Here is a 15,711-nt window from a genome sequence, read left to right as displayed (position 1 = left end):
CTCTGCCATGAACGCAAGCACCAAGTTTCTCGCCCTGGGCCTGGCCCTACTCGCCGGCCCGGCTTATGCGCAGATGCCGGCCGTTATCTCGGCCCCGATTGCAGAAGGCCAATCCCGTAAGCAGATTGTCCACCAGGGCGTTTCTACTACGCTGCTGGGGCAAGGCAAGGCCCTGGCCAACGACATGACGAAAGTAAGCGGCCAGATTAAGGGCGTTATCGACAAGACGCAGGCCCTGCATGACCAATGGTATAGCAGCCTGCTTCAAATCAGCGCCGGGGTTCGCAATTATCGCCGGGTACGAGAGATTTACACGCATCAAAGCGAGATGATTAGTGAATTCTCTAGTGCTATCCCGGAACTGCGAACCAAGCAGCTCACGCCCGCGCAAATCACCGAAGCTACAACGGTGTACCAAGGCATCCTGACGGAGAACATCGCCCTGCTTGGGGAGTTGGCCGGCGTGATGAGCGCCGGCCAATCGAAGATGACGGACCCGGAGCGTATCGAGTTCATCGACAACATCGCGGACCGCATCACCAAGCAGCACAACTTGATGAACTACTTCAGCAACAAGTGCCGCGCCATCGCGCAGCATCAGGCCCAACAGGTGCAGGACCGCGAATCCATGAATGCCTTTATGACTGCCCGCTAGGGCAGTCATACTTTCCTTTCACTTCCACTTTCGACTTATGAAAAGCAAGCTCAATCAGTTGCTCAGTGTAGTTGCCGCTACTGCAATGTTCGCCATTACCTCGTGTTCCTCTGCCGGTGGAACAGACAAGTTTATGGGTGAATGGCAGTCAGTTGATACCCCAACTCGGCCGCATATGACTATCCAACAGCGGGGCGAGAATCTGACGCTGCTTGAAGGCAAAAAAGAAGTCCCGCTCACCTACGATAAGGACAACCATAAGCTCAGCGTAAATACCGGAATGGGAGCCATTGACATTATCTACCTAGAAGAAAAAATCATCTGCTGGTGTCAGGTTCAGGTGAATATTCCAAAGTAGATAAATAGACAGTTTACCAGCTCTACCAGCTCCCCTGCCCTCAATCTGATTCCCTTCCTTTCCAATGGACCCAACCGCTATTGATTTGAACATGGCTGTGTATGAGCAAAAGCTCGAAGCCATTTACACGGAAATGCTCACGTTTACCGCCCTGTTTATTAACCTGGGCCGCGCCATTGGTGGCGTAGGTGCCCTGTTGTTCATCAGCAGCAAAGTGTGGGGCAACATCGCTCGGGCTGAACCTATCGACTTATTTCCCCTGCTCCGGCCCTTCGCTATCGGCATGGCCATTCTGCTGTTCGTGCCGCTGTGCGGAGCGCTGCGGGGCATCACAATGGCAGTGGCCCACGGTACGGATTCAATACGGATGGCTCAACTCACGCAAGTGAACCAGCTTACAGCTCAGCGGGACCAATTAGCGGCCGACGCTAAAGCCAAGTCGGATATGGCCATTAACGAGGAATACGAGAAGCAGCTAGGCCAGCTTGGGGCGCTGGACGTGGGCCGCAAGGCCAGCCTGGCGTTCAATCAGGTTCAGTATAGCGTCGGCCAGAACTTCCGGGAGTGGACTAAATCTATCCTGGAGCTGGGCGCACTGGCCGCGAAGCTGGCCATTAGCCTTATCTCCACTTTCCTGCTGGTGCTGCTCAGCGTGGCTGGCCCGCTGGCCTTCGGCATTGCCATTATCCCCGGCTTCGGGGGCGGGCTTATGAAGTGGTTCGGCTACTTCCTCACGATTTCGCTGTGGGTGCCGGTGGCCAACATCTATGCGGCGGTACTGGCTCATGTACAGATAACGATGCTCACGGAAAACATTCGTCAGTTGCAGGCCGGGGTAGCGCCGACTCTGCCGATATAGCCTACCTGTGTATGCTCGTGCTGGCAATCGTGGGCTACATCTTCGTTCCCAAAGCAGCCGATATGCTGATTGATGGCTCGGGCGTGGGTAGCGCTGCTACCTCGTTCATCACCACCACCACGGCCGTTACGGCTGCTGGGGCGGGTGCTGCCGGTGGCGCGGGCCTGCGGACCGGCGCGGATGCCCTCGGGGCCGGGGTAGGAGCCGGACAGGGTCTTTTTGGCCGGGCTGGCTCGGAAAACATGACACGGGGAGAAGCCTTCGGGCATCGCGTGGGCTCGGCAATACGGGACCGCTACAACAACCGCAGCAAGAGCTAAACGGGGCTGCTCTATCCTCAACCTCAAATCCACACCCTCATGTTTGCTTCTCTTAAAACCATCGACTCTGCTTTTCAGCAAGTCAAGACGCTGGCCTTAATTTTCATCATCGCGGTACTACTGCTGGCCGGCACTATTGCCTATTTCGCTTTTCAATCGACCAACGCGGCGGCTAATCGCATTTACGTATTGGAGGGTGGCCGCCTGCTCACGGCTGGCGCGCAGGATGCGCGGGCGAACCGGCCGGTCGAGGCCCGTAGCCACGTCACCCGGTTTCATGAGTTGTTCTTCTCGCTGGACCCCGACCAAAAGGCCATTGATAGCAACGTAAACAAGGCACTGTACCTGGCCGACAACTCGGCCAAAAAGCAGTATGAGAACTTCAAAGAGAAGGGCTTTTACAACGATTTGATAGCGGCCAACATCAGCTTGGGAATGACCGTGGATAGCGTTGTTATCAGCAACTCGCGGCCTCTCACGGCCCGTTGCTACGGTCACCAGCGCGTCATCCGGGCTACGTCGGTAACAAACCGGGATTTTATCTCGGTGTGCTCCCTGCGCGACGTGACGCGCTCGGAAAATAACCCTCATGGGTTCCTTATGGAAAACTGGCGGGTGCTGCAAAACAAGGACCTCAACACGCTACCCCGTTAATCCCCATTCATATGGCGACGCCGACCAAACCGCATGACGCGCAATTTATACGGACCCGTAAAATGGCGACGTTCCTACCCATCGTAGGCGTACCATTTATGGCGGTAATGTTCTTCCTGGGTGGGGGGCGAAGGTGCCCCGGCCGAAGCACAGAACCTGGAATCCGGCTTTAACACGGAGCTTCCCGGCGCTGAAAAAGGCAATATCACTACTAGCAAGCTTGAAGCTTACGCCAACCCCGTAGATTCTATGCGGAACCGGGGCCTGGTCGATGCCAAGATTGACACGGCTACTGGTTCGGGCTTATCCTACGGCATTCAGGCCGACGGCAAGGCCGGCCCGAACGGCTCGGTTGATAACTCGGTGGCCGCTGCTCAGGCGCAGCTCATCGCCGCGCAGCAGGCCCAACTTAACGGGGGCGTCGCACCTGGCACTACTGCCCCGGCTGGCTCCCACCCGGGCTCCCTCACCCCGGAGGAAAAATGGAGCTGATGCGGACGGAGCACGAGCGGGACCTGGCCGAAGCGCGGGCGCAGGCGCAGATGGCGGCGATGCTGGCGCAGTCGAACGCTGCCGGTGGTGGTGGTGCACCTCGGGCGGTGGCCGCGGCTCCGGTGAAGAAAAAGCCGGTTACCAAGCTGCGGGCCGTGGATGAGGACGCAGTAGTATCGCGCCTGGGGTCGAATGGCACCGGCAAGAAGCGCACGGCCTCTTTTCAGGGGCTGGATGATGGCGAACTCGTCGGGCAATGATGCCAACACGCTGCCGGCTGTTATTCACGAATCGCAGGAAGTGGTTTCGGGCTCTCTGGTGAAAATGCGCCTGACGGAGCCCGCTGTAATTAATGGGCACTCGCTGCTGGCAAACACCTTCATCTATGGCAAGTGCAGCCTGCAAGGCGAACGGCTCAGCATTGCCATTGAAACGCTAAAATCCGGCAACAACGTGTTTCCTGCTTCCCTGGAAGTGTACGACGTGGACGGACTGGAAGGGCTGCACATTCCGGGTGCCATCACGCGGGATGCCGCAAAGCAGGCCGGCGCAAACGGCATGGATGCAACCGATATGATGACAATGAGCGCGGACCCGGCAATGGCGGCGGCAGGGGTGGCGGTTAGTGCTGCAAAGAATCTCGGCAAAAACAAGATTCGACTAGTCAAGGTGCGCCTCAAAGCTGGCTACAATATCATGCTCAAAGTAGATAAAGATTAATTCCCATGAAAACGACTTCCTGCCTGGCCCTGGCCCTGGGGCTTCTCTCGGCCCGGCCATATAGTGTAGCGGCCCAAAATACTACCCTGGCGCAAAATCGGAAGCTGCCCAATGCTACTGAAGCAAGCAAAATGTCCACGATGGCGCTGTATGTGAGCGACCAGAAAACTACTCACCTCGTCTTTCCTCAGCCGGTTACTTATGTCGATTTGGGGAGCACCGGCTTGATTGCGGCCAAAGCTACCGGCTCGGAAAACATCGTGCGCGTGAAAGCGGCGGCGGCGGGCTTCGGAGAAACCAACATGACGGTCCTATCCGGGGGCAAGCTCTACTCGTTCGTGGTGAACTACCAGCACAACCCGCGGGTAACGGGTATCGACCTCGGCACGGCCAACGGCAACGCCGAAGCCGGCAAGCTGCCGACTACGCCCTTGTTTGTGAGCGACCAGAAAACGACCCACCTGGTCTTTCCCTACCCGGTTACCTATGTTGATTTGGGCAACTCGGGGGTTATCGCGGCCAAGGCAGCCAGCGCGGAAAACATCGTGCGGCTGAAAGCCGCTGGGCCTCGTTTCCCCGAAACGAACATTACGGTGCTCACCTCGAATGGCAAGCTGTATATGTTCACGGCCAACTACCAGCCCGACCCCAAGGTGCTCAGCCTGGACCTTGGAGCGCCCGGCTCGGCGGCGGCAACCAGTGAATCAGGGGAGGCCATTCTATCGAACTCGCCCATTGGGCAAGGCAACCTGGACGCCTATTCCAAGCAGGCCCTGGCGCGGGGCGGCTCGGCGGCCAGCGAGAGCGCCAACCAACTCACCGTTAAATGCGGGAGCGTCGGCTACAAGCAAGAAACGCTGTTTTTTCCTCTGCACGTCGGCAACAAGTCGAACGTGACGTATGATGTGGACTTTGTGAAATTCTACATTCAGGATAAGAAAGTAGCCAAACGCACGGCGGAGCAAGCCATTGAAATTGCGCCTATTTACGTCTACAATGGCAGCCAGAAAAAGATAGATGTAAAGGGCAAGCTGGAACAAGTCTACGTGTTTAAGAAGTTTACCATACCGGACCAAAAGCAGCTCATTATCGAAGTCTACGAGAAGGGGGAGGGCGCAACGTGAAGCTCAGCCTGTCGAACTCGGACCTGCTCAAAGCCCGCACGTTTCAATAAGTCCGGTTTTCACCTCCTTATTTTCTCGGCCATGAATAGCCCCCAAACGTCTCGCCTGGCAGCATTGAAGGCTTCGCTGTTTGAAAAGCCTACCCCGAACTATGCGCTGGTGGCCATGCTGGCGCTAATCGGTGGGGCCACGTTTGTTTTTGGGGGCAACATCGCACCGGGCATCGCTACGCACGTCGTCATGCTGCTAACGCTGCTGGCCGCGTCGCGCATGTTTAATCCCCGGCTGCTGCGCTCGTTCTGGTATATGGCCGTGGGCTTAATTGCCCTGGTACTGGTGCTCGACGTAGCCGTGGTTGTGGCCGCGTAGTCGGTAGTGTAGCACGCCTGCAGTTGCGAAGCGGAGCGGAGCATCAGCAGGCCTGCGAAGCGTAGAACGGGTTTCATTGTAATGCCCGGCCGTGACTGGCCGGGCATTCTTCTATCATTTATTTGCTCTTTCGTACGCTCGCGCTCACACTTCTTTTCTTCATGCCGCTTGCAACTGGCTTTTTTGCTAGAGTTGCTTTGGACTTTGAAGAAGGACTAGACAATGGAAGCGAGTAATCAAAACTGGCCCACTTTCCCTCACTGTTAACCTCAGCTTCAATTGGGCTACCTGATTTGCAATACATTAGATGATAAACTTTTCTAGGAATTCCTGATTGACCCGCACCAGTAGTAGTCAACTCAGCATCTTGAACCCGCTTCAGTGGGAGATTTAAGAGTATATCCGATTTGACGTTATCGGCATAGGAAGGAAACAGGTCTTTTCGTACTGAATAGTGAAAGAAGGCATATTTGTCCTGACCTGGCGAACTCGCGTTAATCTGAAAGACGATGACGCCGAATGGACTATCAGCACCTTTAATCTGCCAATATTCATGCAAGTGCCCATCCTTTTCTTCTTGGCTGTCAATTTCAAATCCTTTTTCTAAAAGGACTGCTCTCATGTAGTTTATATCATGAAGACCGCGCTCAATTTCTGACTCTGGAATTGGCGTGTAATCTCTATCCTGAGTTTGACCAAAAGCTGAAAATACAAGTAGGATAAGGGCGCTTGTTAGGTTAAGTGTTTTACGCATCATATGTGCTATTCAAGTTTAAAACATACAATATGGTCCTGCAAAAGTCGGAACCGACTGAGTAGCGCGCATTGCCGTACACCTGTGCATACCATCCCGTAATTCCATGGGTCTTCTAGAAACCGACGACGCGGGCCTGCGACTACTCGTCCACGAGCACCCGAAAGCCATTGCCATGTTCACGGCCGACCACTGCGCGACCTGCGCGCAGTTACGGCCCATTTTTGAGTTATTTGCCACGAACAAAGCGTATGCGGGCATTACGTTCTTGCATCTGAATGCCAACCAGAACCCGGTAGCCAAGCAATCCCTTCAGCAGCAGAATGCCCCGTTTTTCGTTTCCTACGACCAAGGCCGCTTGTTGCATTGCGACACCTTGCACACCGAACAGCAAGTGCGGGCCATGCTACACGCGCTGCACCAACACGCCTATTAGGGGCCTTACGCGACTTTTTGCAGGGCGGGTCCTTCCGCCTGCTTGGATTGGGGAGGCAAAATGACCGGTTCTACTAGGTCGCCCGAAGCAGAAACCGACGTTTTCGCCAGAACGGGGCGGTAGTAGGTCGGTTCATTCCGTCCCTGGTCGCCCTGGGCGTGCCACCGGGCCACGTCCTGCGGGGTGTATTTGGTCCAGACACCTTCCCGAAAAAAGGCCAGGCAGCAAATGAGCAAACCGAACAACACACACAAACTCATGGCAAACGATTGGGTGGCCAGCTCCGGCTTGGGAGCAGATGCGGGGGTGTACCGCGTAGTCCGGGGAAAAGTTGCGGCCCTTTGGATAGCTTCCATTATCTTTGACTACTTGCTAGGCAGTGGGTTGCCATTTCCTAGCAGCAGAAGGAGAACGGCCCTCACTGGGCCGTTCTCCTTCGTCTATTTAAAGCGGGCCGGTTTATCGACTACTCAATGACGTGGCTTGAAGTCGTTCTATGCGGGCTCTTACTGGCAACCGGTGGGCTGGCCGTGGCCGCGCAGCGGCGCTATGTGGCCTTGCTGCGCAAACACAAGGTCTTACAACGCCTCTACGAGAAGGCCGAACAGCAGTTAAGCACGCTCTGGACCAGTAAAAAACCTTAAATCAGGCACTTGTCGGACGCTTTTTAATAAAAGCGGTTTGGGGCCTCATTTACCATACAGTTTCCGACACGCCAACCAGCTAAGCTCCTCGCGCTTGGCCAAGCAGTTGGTAGATAAAGCTGGTTACACTTTGGAAGCTGCTACAGAAAAGGCGCGAACGCTCTACTATAGGAGTAACCATAAGCGTCTTGAATAGCAACTTTAGCCTGCAAGGCTGCGTAAATGACACAGGACATTAGCTGGTCACTATGATTGGTGCTGTGCAATATGTTCTGCGCGATTATATCTATCCAGCCATGCCCAACTACCAACAAGGTTACGAGGAAGGCCGCAACGAGCAACGGTATTCGGCCAAAACCTCCCGCATGGTTGGACAAGGGCTTGGCACCCTCATAGTAGGGGCTTTCGTGTTGGGCACCCGGTTGGCGGTGGAAGCACTGGTAGCTGCTCCCTTCGTCATGCTCGGCTTCATCATCATGGCTCCGATGGACTTTCTCGGGCCGGTGCTCAGTGCTCCGCGCCTGATGGGTATGCTCCTGGTGGGCTTCCTGGCCTACGCTGGCCTATACTGGCTGAAAGGGCTTGTGGTGGCGCTGCTCAACCGTCGGGGCTGGCTCTGGCTGCTGCCTTTCCTGGTGTGCGTCGTGCTGGCCTGCCTGCTGCCGGGCTACCTGGCTCACCTGCTGGTCGTGCACTCGCTGCCGGCCGTTGGCGCGGGTTGAGCTGGGGCATCGGAGCTGCGGTAGCCCTGTTCACCTACGGCCGTTACCGCTTCACCGAGAACAGCGCCCCGGAACTAATAGACTGGTCTTACCGTCGCGGCTACCAGTGGGGCGCTGCTCAGTAGTAAATGAGGTACTGGCCAATGGCCATGTCTTACAATTTAGGCCCTCGACGCTTCGGCTCGGGGGCTTTTTGTTGCTTGGGAGTGGACAGATTGGTTAAGGCAGTCTCTCCCTTTGGTTCGTTTGGCGGCACTGCCTGCTGAACCGTCGCGCCTGGCTGCTGCTGGACGAGCCTGGGGCCGGAATGCCTGCACGGCCTGGCCGACTGCCTGGGAGTAGCGTAGCAGCACGGCCTTATCGGAAAACTGCGGCGCAGTCGAGCGGGCAATCACTACGTAGGGTTTCTGCAAGTCATCGAGCGTGGCTTGCTCAGTAAGGGCAGCTGGCCGCGTCATCACGGCGGCCTGCACGTAGGTAAGCAACGGCGACATTACCGCTGCTCCGCTGGCTTCCTTCAGGGGCACGCCGGTTTCCTGGGCATGACGGATGCCTACGCGCTGGGCGCTGGCCTTCAACTCGCGCAGGGCCTCTAGCTGGGCAACCTCCAATGTGGGGGCGCTCAGGGGCCGGGCCTGGCTTGGATGGCGGGCGGCTTTGGCTGCTGCGCCGGGTAGTTCCGTGGTGGCCGCGTCGAGCAAGTAGCGTAGGCGCGTCTGGTTCTCGTGCGTACTCGCGGACACGCCGACGAGGCCGGTATCTCGGGCAAGGTTGAACTCCTTATGCACTTTCTGGAAGTCGAGGCGATAACCGGCCTGGTGGCCTAGCTGCATCAGGACTGCTTGCATCGTGCGGCCGTTGCCCTCCCGGAAAGTATGAACGTGGTTGAAGTGGTCGAGGTAGTAGGCGGCCCGTTCCACGAACTGCGGCTTGGTTAGCCCTTTCAGGTTGTTCTCGGCGGTGAGCTGCGCGCTGAGGGCGCCCACGTCGGAACCAATGCGCCGATGGTTGGCGTAGGTCATCATGTGGTCGGCCTGCACGTTGGCAGCCGGCTTGTAGCCCTGAAACCCCCGGTCCTGGCGGGTTTCGCCAGCCCACGGGTACACGTCCTGGAACAAGTAGCGGTGCATGGCCCGTAGGTGCTGCTCGTCGAAAGTGAGCGGGATAGGTGGAATGGCGTAGGCCGGGCCAAAAACGGGCTCTCCTGGCTGCCGGGGGCCGTTAGGCCCACCTGTGCCCGAACGTGCATCAGCCGCTTAATCGACAAGTCGGCTTCGAGGCGGTCAAGCTGGCCCTCGCTGGTGGCGCGGACATTATTATAAAGCAACCCATCGGCCGGGTTCGTAAATAAGTCGGGCATTATCGCGTAGCAAAAAGCCCGGCAAGGGGCCGGGCTTCGTGGAGGTAAGCATTACTGCAGCTATGAAGCGGAGCGGAATAGCAGCAGTCGTGCGCGGGGCGGTTAGAGGGCCGGAATGCGTTCCTCAAACAGCAGATACGGGCTGTACTCGGGGTTGGGCTCAACGTGGGGGCCTTCGCCGGGCGCGTACTTGGCCAGGGGGTCAGGGCCTGGTGCCGGCGCGTAGGTGGCATCGAGCGTGGCCGACAATTCTTCCAAGTCAATCTCGCCGGCTATGTAGCGGTTCTGCAAAGCGACGAGCTGCGGCGAGGGATTCCGGTTTTGGCTCATGGACACACCTACGGCGAACTTTACCACGTCGCGGCGCTGCTGCTCGGTGCGCTCGTTGTCGGAGAAATACTGGGTCTTTTCCATAATACAAGATACGAAATTGGGCTAGAAATGGTGTCCTCGGCGGCGGTGCTTCGGCGCGGGGTCGGGCTTTTCAGCGGGGGAAGTGGGGGAGAGGGTAGCTTTTTAAGGTCGGGGTGAACTATCATAGCCGGCGTGTCGAGGGCGCGGCGGGCCTTCACCAGCTCGGCAATTTCCCGGCCGCGCTGCTGCTGCGCCGGGGTGCCGTGTAGCAGCTGCTCCACCCGGCTTTCAAAACCTTGGCCACGGCTTCTTTCACGCCCTGGTCAGGCTGCTTCTGCTGCTCGGCCTGCTTCATCCAGTCGAGGCGGTGTTCCCGGTCGATACACGGCATCACGCCGCTAAGCTTCATCAGGGGATTCTCGCCGGTTAAAAACTGGTCGCGGGGAATGGCGATAAAATACTGTTTGCCTACTCCGTCGCCCCAATGAAGGTTATTCCGGGTCAGGCCCTCGCCAAACTCGGCCGGCTGGGCTACCTGCACCTGCTCAGCCTTCAGCTCCCGCTGCAACTGGTAAAGCGCAACGTTCTGGCTATATAGATGGGGGCTGTCCGGGTCCGGGCGGTAGGGGCCAACCTGCAACGCTTCGGCCAGGCCCCGCGCCTGCACCTGGTCTTTCTCGGTCAGGTACTTCATCAGCGTTTCCGCGTCGGTGAAGTACACGCTGGCCGTGGTCGAGCTTTGGCGTATCACGTCGGCATCCCGAAAATCGAACTGCACCAACATCTTGCCGGCCGGGAGTCCTTTCTTGGGGTGTTCCCACTGGTCCACTCCGGGGTAAAGGGCGTTGCCCTGGTCGGTCATCGCCTGGCGGGCGGCGGTATCGGTTGGGGGAATCGTTACGCTCACTCGCTAGGCTTCAAAGGACATTTTACGGGCGGGCGGGCTGGGGTTGCCCTGGCCAATCCGCACAAAGTGGCGGGTGTCGTGCAAGCCATCAACGGAAAGCTTAATGGTCGGCGGGAAAACAAAGTGCTCCTGCAACAATGCCACGTCGAGGGGCTCCTGAAAGCCGTAGGTGCCCAACCCATCGCGGTTGAAGTCGAACTTATCACCAGTAGCCGGCGTGTAGCCCTGGGCCTTCAGAAAGTCGATGACGGGTAGCAGGTGGTCGGTGTCGCTGCCGTTGGGCGCGTCCTGGGCAATAACGGTTTTAGTCAGGGCCTGGCTCATGGATAACTGCGGCTGATTGGCCGGCAAGAATTTGCGGGCCCTGCTGCCGCTGCTGCTGCCGGCGTTTGAGGGCCGACGAGTTAAGGGAAAGGCTCATGGCTACGAGTTGAAGGTTTGCAAGATGGACTGCTTGCGCTGGAAGCTGCGGAGTTGGGACTTGTCGAGGCCGAACGCCTGGCACACGGCGGCAATGGCGGCATCCGATAAGTACGGAGCACTGGTCACCACCTGCTGCACCACGGCGCGGCCGTAGTAGCTTAGCATCGCGGCCCAATCATCGGAACTGCCGCGCTGAATCACGCGCTCAATGATGGTGCTGTACATGGCCAGCGGGTCGATGCTCTCCGGGGCCACGTCCCAAAGCAAGGTCGGCAAGTGCTCGGCCAGCGGCGCGGGAACGGGTAGCGTCCTTGGAAAAGTAGCGGCTGACTTCATACTACTAATATACGTAAAAAAGTCGGGTTTAGGTACGATAACCGTTAGTTATCGTACCTAAATTATCGCTAGATTTGCGGGCTTGCTTTTTCTCACCACTGCTATCTGACAGTACCATGTTGCCACTGCTACAACTCGAACGAAACATCGGGAAATTTCAACAGACCATTCAAGTTCCAGAATACGATAACGTAATTGATAAGCTGCTTCGGAAGGCTGGCAATTTGAACATAGGTGCGTCCTTCTGGAATGAGACTTATTCAAAAGCCCAGGACACGAACGGCATTTACTACCTGTGGATAAAGAGCAGCGCAGTATCAGGCAATCGAAAGGAATTGGTTTATGATATGATGCACGAGTTAGGGCATTGCTTGGACCCGCTTAAACTAGGCAAGGAAAATAAAGGCAATGCTGCATTAGAGTTAGCCCGAGAAGAGCGTGCCTGGGCGTTGGCTGACCTTGAGTTCAATGCCCATCCGGAGTTGCAAGTTGACAGAGAATCCTACTCGAAGTACCAGAACGACTGCCTAGCAACTTACATTAAAGCATTGAATTAGGGTTCCCGTTAATTTCCAATTGCAAAACCAGTAATGAAACAAAAGGGAGAAAAAGCTAATCTGCCGGTGGTAACTACTTCCGTGCCGGCGCTGGCCCTGGCCGACCTTTCGCTCGGTTCCAACTGCCGTGAACCGCTACCTAGTTCGTGGTCTAGAAGGCTCTGATAATACCCGCTTGGCGTATGCTACCGACCTGGCCACGTATGAAGCCTACTGCACCGAACAGCAGTTGGAGCCCTATCCTGGCCACGTAACGACGCTGGCCGGCTACGTTACCCACTTGGCCGACTTGCCCCGCAAATTGTCCACTATCGTCCGGCACTTGGCCGCTATCAATAAGAAGCATCGCCTGCTCGGGCTGCCGTCGTCGGTGGGTGCTCCGGCCCTGGACGTATTAATGAAGGGCATTGCCCGCGAGAATGGCAAAAAGCAAAAGCAGGCCCCGGCCTTCACGGTGGCCCACCTGAAAAATGCCATCAAAGCCCTAGACCTCGAATCCGCGGCCGGCCTACGGGACCGGGCACTACTACTGCTCGGATTTGCCGGCGCGTTCCGTCGTTCGGAGTTGGTGGCCCTCGACCTGGAGCAAATCGAACTGACCGAAACCGCTCTACTGCTGCACCTGGGCAAAAGCAAAACCAACCAGACCGGCGAAGCGGAAGACAAAGCCGTTTTCTACGCCGCTAATGCGCTTTTCTGCCCGGTGCGGGCTTTCAGGACTGGCAGCGGCTCCTGGGTCGCACGTCGGGGCCGGTGTTCGTGTCGCTGCGGAAAGGAAAGACTGTTGGCGACGCGGTGCCAACTGATAAGCGCCTTTCCGATGTGCGGGTGAACCGCCTGGTCAAGCAGCACCTGGGGGAAGAATACTCGGCGCACTCGCTACGGGCTTCCTTTATCACCGTGGCAGTGCTCAACGGTCAATCCAACGGGTTTATCAAGAACCAGACTAAGCAGAAAACCGACGAGATGATTAGCCGCTATACCCGCATTTCGGATGTGGTAGCATACAATGCGGCGCAATCATTAGGACTATAGAATGACGCTATTAAATGTGAATGCTTAGCCAAGCAAGGCTCCTTTCCAAATTCTTTGACTAAATTTATTAGTTCTTACTAATCAATCCGCTGTCCTGATTTCTGTATGAAATACAAAGTTTTTGTTAGTTCGACCATTAATGATTTGATGCAGGAGCGAGTCGCGGCTGAGAAGGCGATTATTTCAGCGCAATGCGAGCCCCGAATGTCCGACAAGACTTTTACGGCAGTGGACGCCAACTCCTTTGATGCGTGCATGACGGAGCTGGAAGAGTCAGACATCTACATTCTCATTCTCGGAGAACGGTATGGCTGGGAATACGAGGGCAAATCAGTCACTGAATGGGAGTACCTCAAGGCCATCGAGCTGAAAAAGCCTCGCATCGTTTTCAACTTAGCCTACATTCGAAATCGAGAGATTAAGCAGAACGAGTTCATCAATCGTGTTGGTGATTTTGATGCCGGCCGTTTTTGGAAAACCGCCAAAGATGTTTTCGAGCCTGCGAGATGAAATCGAAAAAGCACTTCCGCCGCTCGTTGATAAGCTCAACCGTGAGAAGGTCCACCTGACGGAAACGCTCATTTCCAATCTGGTGCCCATTCGTTTTTCTCCTCGTGTCCAGACCGCCCGCATCAACTACAAGCGGGAAGAGATTATTAAGCAGTCAAAAAGCACCGGTTGGAAGCTGTCTTATCGGTCAGGAGAAGCCATTGTGGCGGCCCGCGCAATGGAATTGGCTGCCGGTGATGCCTTCGGCGACAAACACTTTGATTTCCTGGTCAAAGGGGATATTCTCTACACTTTTTCGGATTTGTCGAATGTGTCGAGCCCTTATCGAAAAATCATTGACCTCGGCACAATCGAAGAAATTACGGTAGCCGACCTAACCACAACCCTCGACGGAGAGAATGTCTTTAAATACCTTCTCCGCAACGTGGTGCGTCACAAGCTGGCTTCTCAGAGTGTCGCTTACATGGCCGAAGAGAACTTGTTTTATTTCGGTGGCAAGCCGGTAATGTCGGATGTCTCCATTGGCTGGGGCGATAATAAAAACGCTCAGCGAAACGTCATTACGCAGATTTGGAGCAAGGAGAAACTCGTGGATGGCGAGAAGCAGCTTCCGCACATTGTTTGCTTCCGCCACTTTGCAATGCGTATCACCTTTCCGGTGCTAGGAGGCAAATGGTATGCTTGCATCAATCCCACTTACATCTGCACCAGTGCCAATGGCAATGGCCGCCGCAAAAGCCGGTTTTCAGAACACTACGTGAAAGGCAAGAAGAAGCTGGAAAACAACGATGCCGTCTACCAAAATGTGCGGTGCTGGGCCTGGTACCTTTCGCCGAACTACGGCAGCTTCACGCCCTATCCGCATTTACAGTTCGATTCGGCGGTGACGTTTGACGAAATGCCTTACCTGAGCGACCAAAAATGGCTGCCGCCTAGAAAGGCGGGAAGAAAGAAAAGTAAACGCTGAAGGAGAAGAGATAAGCGTTAAGCCTGGCGAAACCTATAGTTTGGGCTTTTAATAGAATTCCTTATGACCAGTCACTTTCTTGCTGAGCCCGAACTGGTGTTTGCCAGCAGCTTACACATTTGCCCAAAAGCGGGCATCAAAAACTTTGGAGTTTACGACCTAGACCAGCTGCGACCAGACACTATCAAGGTGGCGGTCGTTGGCTTGGCCGAAAGCGTAGATAAGGTGGTAGAATGGCTTGACCGGTCCACAATAGCGCTGGGTGGAAAACAGTCCAATCAACCCAACTTGTTTCCCTCCTTTCCCGGCTTTAACCTAGATACTTCTTTTAGCTCCAAAGTCAAATACGACGAGAGCTACATTCGACGCATCAGCAACCGAGTGTTCAACGAAGCCCTTGCAGAGACTGACCACAATATGTTGCTAGACAAGCTTGTTAGCTTGTATTTGGCAGAAATTGAATTCATTGCTAAAAACAAAAAAGCGGACGTTATCCTGTGTGCCCTGCCCGAAAAGCACATTCAAGTCATTCTGAGTAGTGCTGGCAACGACGATGGAAGCGACTCTGCACCAGAGTCAGAGCAGGAACCACCGGCAGCGCCAGTCGACAGTTCTGCCGATGAACCGGATGATGAGGAAGAGGACGATGAAGTAGACAAGAATTTTCGCCATTTGCTGAAGGCACGGGCCATGCAGTACGGCATACCCTTGCAACTCGTGCGGGACCGGATTGGTAAGCCGACGCGGGAGATGCAGGACCCGGCCACCATTGCTTGGAATTTCTTCACCGCGCTCTATTACAAAGCGGGGGGAACTCCCTGGGCGTTAGGACGGAAATACGCCAAACCGGTTTGCTTTGCTGGCATCAGCTTTTACAAGTCACTTGACGGGAAGGAGGTGCAAACCAGCGTCGCGCAGATTTTTGATGAAATAGGCAAGGGTGTCATTCTGCGGGGTACACCTGCCCAAATTGATAAGGATGACCGCCAGCCACACCTTGACGAAACCGCAGCCTACCAACTGCTGCTGAATAGTCTGACGGAATACCGGCAAGCAATGGGCACGAGTCCAAGCAGGTTGGTCATCCATAAAACATCTAATTTCAAACCGGCTGAAATGAGGCTCCGAGCAGCAGCGGAATTCAGGATTGACAAC

Annotated in this window: 27 protein-coding genes; 20 read left to right on the top strand and 7 right to left on the bottom strand. The window is 55.8% G+C overall.

The annotated features are described in order from the left end of the window. Nucleotides 1-7: 7 nt before the first annotated feature. From ACFQT0_RS27875 to ACFQT0_RS27830, 10 genes are all read left to right on the top strand, one after another. On the top strand, nt 8-655 hold the full coding sequence (locus ACFQT0_RS27875; protein WP_380206499.1) for a hypothetical protein: 648 nt from the start codon (nt 8-10) through the stop codon (nt 653-655). A gap of 37 nt (nt 656-692) precedes the next feature. After that, nucleotides 693-1,013, top strand: a complete 321-nt coding sequence (locus tag ACFQT0_RS27870; RefSeq protein ID WP_380206497.1) for a hypothetical protein — start codon at nt 693-695, stop codon at nt 1,011-1,013. 64 nt (nt 1,014-1,077) lie between these two features. Further along, a complete protein-coding gene (locus ACFQT0_RS27865) occupies nt 1,078-1,872 on the top strand; it encodes a hypothetical protein (protein ID WP_380206495.1) in 795 nt (264 codons plus the stop codon). Nucleotides 1,873-1,883: 11 nt separating this feature from the next. After that, on the top strand, nt 1,884-2,192 hold the full coding sequence (locus ACFQT0_RS27860; RefSeq protein WP_380206493.1) for a hypothetical protein: 309 nt from the start codon (nt 1,884-1,886) through the stop codon (nt 2,190-2,192). A 39-nt stretch (nt 2,193-2,231) separates the two neighbouring features. Beyond that, nucleotides 2,232-2,846, top strand: a complete 615-nt coding sequence (gene traK / locus ACFQT0_RS27855; protein WP_380206491.1) for a conjugative transposon protein TraK — start codon at nt 2,232-2,234, stop codon at nt 2,844-2,846. A 249-nt stretch (nt 2,847-3,095) separates the two neighbouring features. Beyond that, nucleotides 3,096-3,338, top strand: coding sequence for a hypothetical protein (locus ACFQT0_RS27850; RefSeq protein WP_380206489.1), 243 nt, complete (start codon nt 3,096-3,098; stop codon nt 3,336-3,338). Continuing rightward, a complete protein-coding gene (locus tag ACFQT0_RS27845) occupies nt 3,338-3,598 on the top strand; it encodes a hypothetical protein (RefSeq protein ID WP_380206487.1) in 261 nt (86 codons plus the stop codon). Before ACFQT0_RS27850 ends, ACFQT0_RS27845 begins: the two co-directional genes overlap by 1 nt. Then, nucleotides 3,573-4,058, top strand: a complete 486-nt coding sequence (traM, locus tag ACFQT0_RS27840) for a conjugative transposon protein TraM (RefSeq protein WP_380206485.1) — start codon at nt 3,573-3,575, stop codon at nt 4,056-4,058. Before ACFQT0_RS27845 ends, traM begins: the two co-directional genes overlap by 26 nt. Before the next feature lie 5 nt (nt 4,059-4,063). After that, the gene (gene traN, locus ACFQT0_RS27835; protein ID WP_380206483.1) at nt 4,064-5,182 is read left to right on the top strand and encodes a conjugative transposon protein TraN; all 1,119 of its coding nucleotides are present in this window, start codon (nt 4,064-4,066) and stop codon (nt 5,180-5,182) included. Between the two features lie 81 nt (nt 5,183-5,263). Then, nucleotides 5,264-5,551, top strand: coding sequence for a hypothetical protein (locus tag ACFQT0_RS27830; RefSeq protein WP_380206481.1), 288 nt, complete (start codon nt 5,264-5,266; stop codon nt 5,549-5,551). Between the two features lie 118 nt (nt 5,552-5,669). Here ACFQT0_RS27830 and ACFQT0_RS27825 read toward each other — a convergent pair whose 3' ends face one another. Continuing rightward, nucleotides 5,670-6,308: a hypothetical protein gene (locus ACFQT0_RS27825; protein ID WP_380206479.1), complete on the bottom strand. Its 639-nt coding sequence runs from the start codon at nt 6,306-6,308 to the stop codon at nt 5,670-5,672. 103 nt (nt 6,309-6,411) lie between these two features. Between ACFQT0_RS27825 and ACFQT0_RS27820 the strand changes: the two genes are divergently transcribed. Further along, a complete protein-coding gene (locus tag ACFQT0_RS27820) occupies nt 6,412-6,741 on the top strand; it encodes a thioredoxin family protein (protein ID WP_380206477.1) in 330 nt (109 codons plus the stop codon). Between the two features lie 5 nt (nt 6,742-6,746). Here the strand turns inward: ACFQT0_RS27820 and ACFQT0_RS27815 are convergent, their stop codons facing one another. Continuing rightward, nucleotides 6,747-7,001: a hypothetical protein gene (locus ACFQT0_RS27815; RefSeq protein ID WP_380206475.1), complete on the bottom strand. Its 255-nt coding sequence runs from the start codon at nt 6,999-7,001 to the stop codon at nt 6,747-6,749. Between the two features lie 213 nt (nt 7,002-7,214). On the opposite strand from ACFQT0_RS27815, the gene ACFQT0_RS27810 reads away from it, so the two are divergent. From ACFQT0_RS27810 to ACFQT0_RS27800, 3 genes are all read left to right on the top strand, one after another. Beyond that, nucleotides 7,215-7,385, top strand: coding sequence for a hypothetical protein (locus tag ACFQT0_RS27810; protein ID WP_380206473.1), 171 nt, complete (start codon nt 7,215-7,217; stop codon nt 7,383-7,385). Between the two features lie 296 nt (nt 7,386-7,681). After that, a complete protein-coding gene (locus tag ACFQT0_RS27805) occupies nt 7,682-8,107 on the top strand; it encodes a hypothetical protein (protein WP_380206472.1) in 426 nt (141 codons plus the stop codon). Beyond that, on the top strand, nt 8,104-8,232 hold the full coding sequence (locus ACFQT0_RS27800; protein WP_380206471.1) for a hypothetical protein: 129 nt from the start codon (nt 8,104-8,106) through the stop codon (nt 8,230-8,232). Before ACFQT0_RS27805 ends, ACFQT0_RS27800 begins: the two co-directional genes overlap by 4 nt. A 36-nt stretch (nt 8,233-8,268) precedes the next feature. On the opposite strand, the gene ACFQT0_RS27795 is transcribed toward ACFQT0_RS27800, so the two are convergent. The 5 genes from ACFQT0_RS27795 to ACFQT0_RS27775 form a co-directional block, all read right to left on the bottom strand. Further along, nucleotides 8,269-9,273 (bottom strand): Fic/DOC family protein, encoded by a 1,005-nt coding sequence (locus ACFQT0_RS27795; protein WP_380206728.1) that lies wholly within the window; start codon nt 9,271-9,273, stop codon nt 8,269-8,271. Between the two features lie 296 nt (nt 9,274-9,569). Beyond that, nucleotides 9,570-9,881, bottom strand: coding sequence for an antitoxin VbhA family protein (locus tag ACFQT0_RS27790; protein ID WP_380206469.1), 312 nt, complete (start codon nt 9,879-9,881; stop codon nt 9,570-9,572). Between the two features lie 154 nt (nt 9,882-10,035). Continuing rightward, complete coding sequence (locus ACFQT0_RS27785) at nt 10,036-10,728, bottom strand: hypothetical protein (protein WP_380206467.1); 693 nt, start codon at nt 10,726-10,728, stop codon at nt 10,036-10,038. Nucleotides 10,729-10,731: 3 nt separating this feature from the next. Beyond that, nucleotides 10,732-11,052 carry a hypothetical protein gene (locus ACFQT0_RS27780; RefSeq protein ID WP_380206466.1) on the bottom strand — a complete coding sequence of 107 codons (321 nt, stop codon included), beginning with the start codon at nt 11,050-11,052 and terminating at the stop codon, nt 10,732-10,734. Nucleotides 11,053-11,151: 99 nt separating this feature from the next. Further along, nucleotides 11,152-11,427: a DUF6922 domain-containing protein gene (locus tag ACFQT0_RS27775; protein ID WP_380206464.1), complete on the bottom strand. Its 276-nt coding sequence runs from the start codon at nt 11,425-11,427 to the stop codon at nt 11,152-11,154. Between the two features lie 176 nt (nt 11,428-11,603). Here ACFQT0_RS27775 and ACFQT0_RS27770 point away from each other — a divergent pair, with 176 nt between their 5' ends. The 6 genes from ACFQT0_RS27770 to ACFQT0_RS27745 form a co-directional block, all read left to right on the top strand. Then, nucleotides 11,604-12,044, top strand: a complete 441-nt coding sequence (locus ACFQT0_RS27770; RefSeq protein ID WP_380206462.1) for a hypothetical protein — start codon at nt 11,604-11,606, stop codon at nt 12,042-12,044. Nucleotides 12,045-12,171: 127 nt separating this feature from the next. After that, nucleotides 12,172-12,876, top strand: coding sequence for a hypothetical protein (locus ACFQT0_RS27765; RefSeq protein ID WP_380206460.1), 705 nt, complete (start codon nt 12,172-12,174; stop codon nt 12,874-12,876). Beyond that, nucleotides 12,873-13,079, top strand: coding sequence for a hypothetical protein (locus ACFQT0_RS27760; protein WP_380206459.1), 207 nt, complete (start codon nt 12,873-12,875; stop codon nt 13,077-13,079). Before ACFQT0_RS27765 ends, ACFQT0_RS27760 begins: the two co-directional genes overlap by 4 nt. Nucleotides 13,080-13,184: 105 nt before the next feature. Further along, a complete protein-coding gene (locus ACFQT0_RS27755; protein WP_380206457.1) occupies nt 13,185-13,589 on the top strand; it encodes a DUF4062 domain-containing protein in 405 nt (134 codons plus the stop codon). Next, a complete protein-coding gene (locus ACFQT0_RS27750) occupies nt 13,525-14,556 on the top strand; it encodes a hypothetical protein (protein ID WP_380206455.1) in 1,032 nt (343 codons plus the stop codon). Before ACFQT0_RS27755 ends, ACFQT0_RS27750 begins: the two co-directional genes overlap by 65 nt. 63 nt (nt 14,557-14,619) lie before the next feature. Next, the coding region (locus ACFQT0_RS27745) for a hypothetical protein (protein ID WP_380206453.1) at nt 14,620-15,711 on the top strand (1,092 nt) is incomplete at its 3' end.

Origin of the sequence: Hymenobacter humi (assembly GCF_042665855.1) — a bacterium.
Taxonomy (GTDB): Bacteria; Bacteroidota; Bacteroidia; order Cytophagales; family Hymenobacteraceae; genus Hymenobacter; species Hymenobacter humi.
This window is presented reverse-complemented; position numbering and strand designations above follow the sequence as displayed.

Excerpts from the sequence above, each read along its gene's own strand:
- traK (WP_380206491.1), top strand. The coding sequence starts at position 2,232 with ATGTTTGCTTCTCTTAAAACCATCGACTCTGCTTTTCAGCAAGTCAAG.
- ACFQT0_RS27820 (WP_380206477.1), top strand. The coding sequence starts at position 6,412 with ATGGGTCTTCTAGAAACCGACGACGCGGGCCTGCGACTACTCGTCCAC.
- traM (WP_380206485.1), top strand. The coding sequence starts at position 3,573 with ATGATGGCGAACTCGTCGGGCAATGATGCCAACACGCTGCCGGCTGTT.
- ACFQT0_RS27780 (WP_380206466.1), bottom strand. The coding sequence starts at position 11,052 with ATGAGCCAGGCCCTGACTAAAACCGTTATTGCCCAGGACGCGCCCAAC.
- ACFQT0_RS27860 (WP_380206493.1), top strand. The coding sequence starts at position 1,884 with ATGCTCGTGCTGGCAATCGTGGGCTACATCTTCGTTCCCAAAGCAGCC.
- ACFQT0_RS27850 (WP_380206489.1), top strand. The coding sequence starts at position 3,096 with ATGCGGAACCGGGGCCTGGTCGATGCCAAGATTGACACGGCTACTGGT.
- ACFQT0_RS27830 (WP_380206481.1), top strand. The coding sequence starts at position 5,264 with ATGAATAGCCCCCAAACGTCTCGCCTGGCAGCATTGAAGGCTTCGCTG.
- traN (WP_380206483.1), top strand. The coding sequence starts at position 4,064 with ATGAAAACGACTTCCTGCCTGGCCCTGGCCCTGGGGCTTCTCTCGGCC.
- ACFQT0_RS27865 (WP_380206495.1), top strand. The coding sequence starts at position 1,078 with ATGGACCCAACCGCTATTGATTTGAACATGGCTGTGTATGAGCAAAAG.
- ACFQT0_RS27845 (WP_380206487.1), top strand. The coding sequence starts at position 3,338 with ATGCGGACGGAGCACGAGCGGGACCTGGCCGAAGCGCGGGCGCAGGCG.
- ACFQT0_RS27815 (WP_380206475.1), bottom strand. The coding sequence starts at position 7,001 with ATGAGTTTGTGTGTGTTGTTCGGTTTGCTCATTTGCTGCCTGGCCTTT.
- ACFQT0_RS27875 (WP_380206499.1), top strand. The coding sequence starts at position 8 with ATGAACGCAAGCACCAAGTTTCTCGCCCTGGGCCTGGCCCTACTCGCC.
- ACFQT0_RS27770 (WP_380206462.1), top strand. The coding sequence starts at position 11,604 with ATGTTGCCACTGCTACAACTCGAACGAAACATCGGGAAATTTCAACAG.
- ACFQT0_RS27755 (WP_380206457.1), top strand. The coding sequence starts at position 13,185 with ATGAAATACAAAGTTTTTGTTAGTTCGACCATTAATGATTTGATGCAG.
- ACFQT0_RS27825 (WP_380206479.1), bottom strand. The coding sequence starts at position 6,308 with ATGATGCGTAAAACACTTAACCTAACAAGCGCCCTTATCCTACTTGTA.
- ACFQT0_RS27790 (WP_380206469.1), bottom strand. The coding sequence starts at position 9,881 with ATGGAAAAGACCCAGTATTTCTCCGACAACGAGCGCACCGAGCAGCAG.
- ACFQT0_RS27805 (WP_380206472.1), top strand. The coding sequence starts at position 7,682 with ATGCCCAACTACCAACAAGGTTACGAGGAAGGCCGCAACGAGCAACGG.
- ACFQT0_RS27810 (WP_380206473.1), top strand. The coding sequence starts at position 7,215 with ATGACGTGGCTTGAAGTCGTTCTATGCGGGCTCTTACTGGCAACCGGT.
- ACFQT0_RS27870 (WP_380206497.1), top strand. The coding sequence starts at position 693 with ATGAAAAGCAAGCTCAATCAGTTGCTCAGTGTAGTTGCCGCTACTGCA.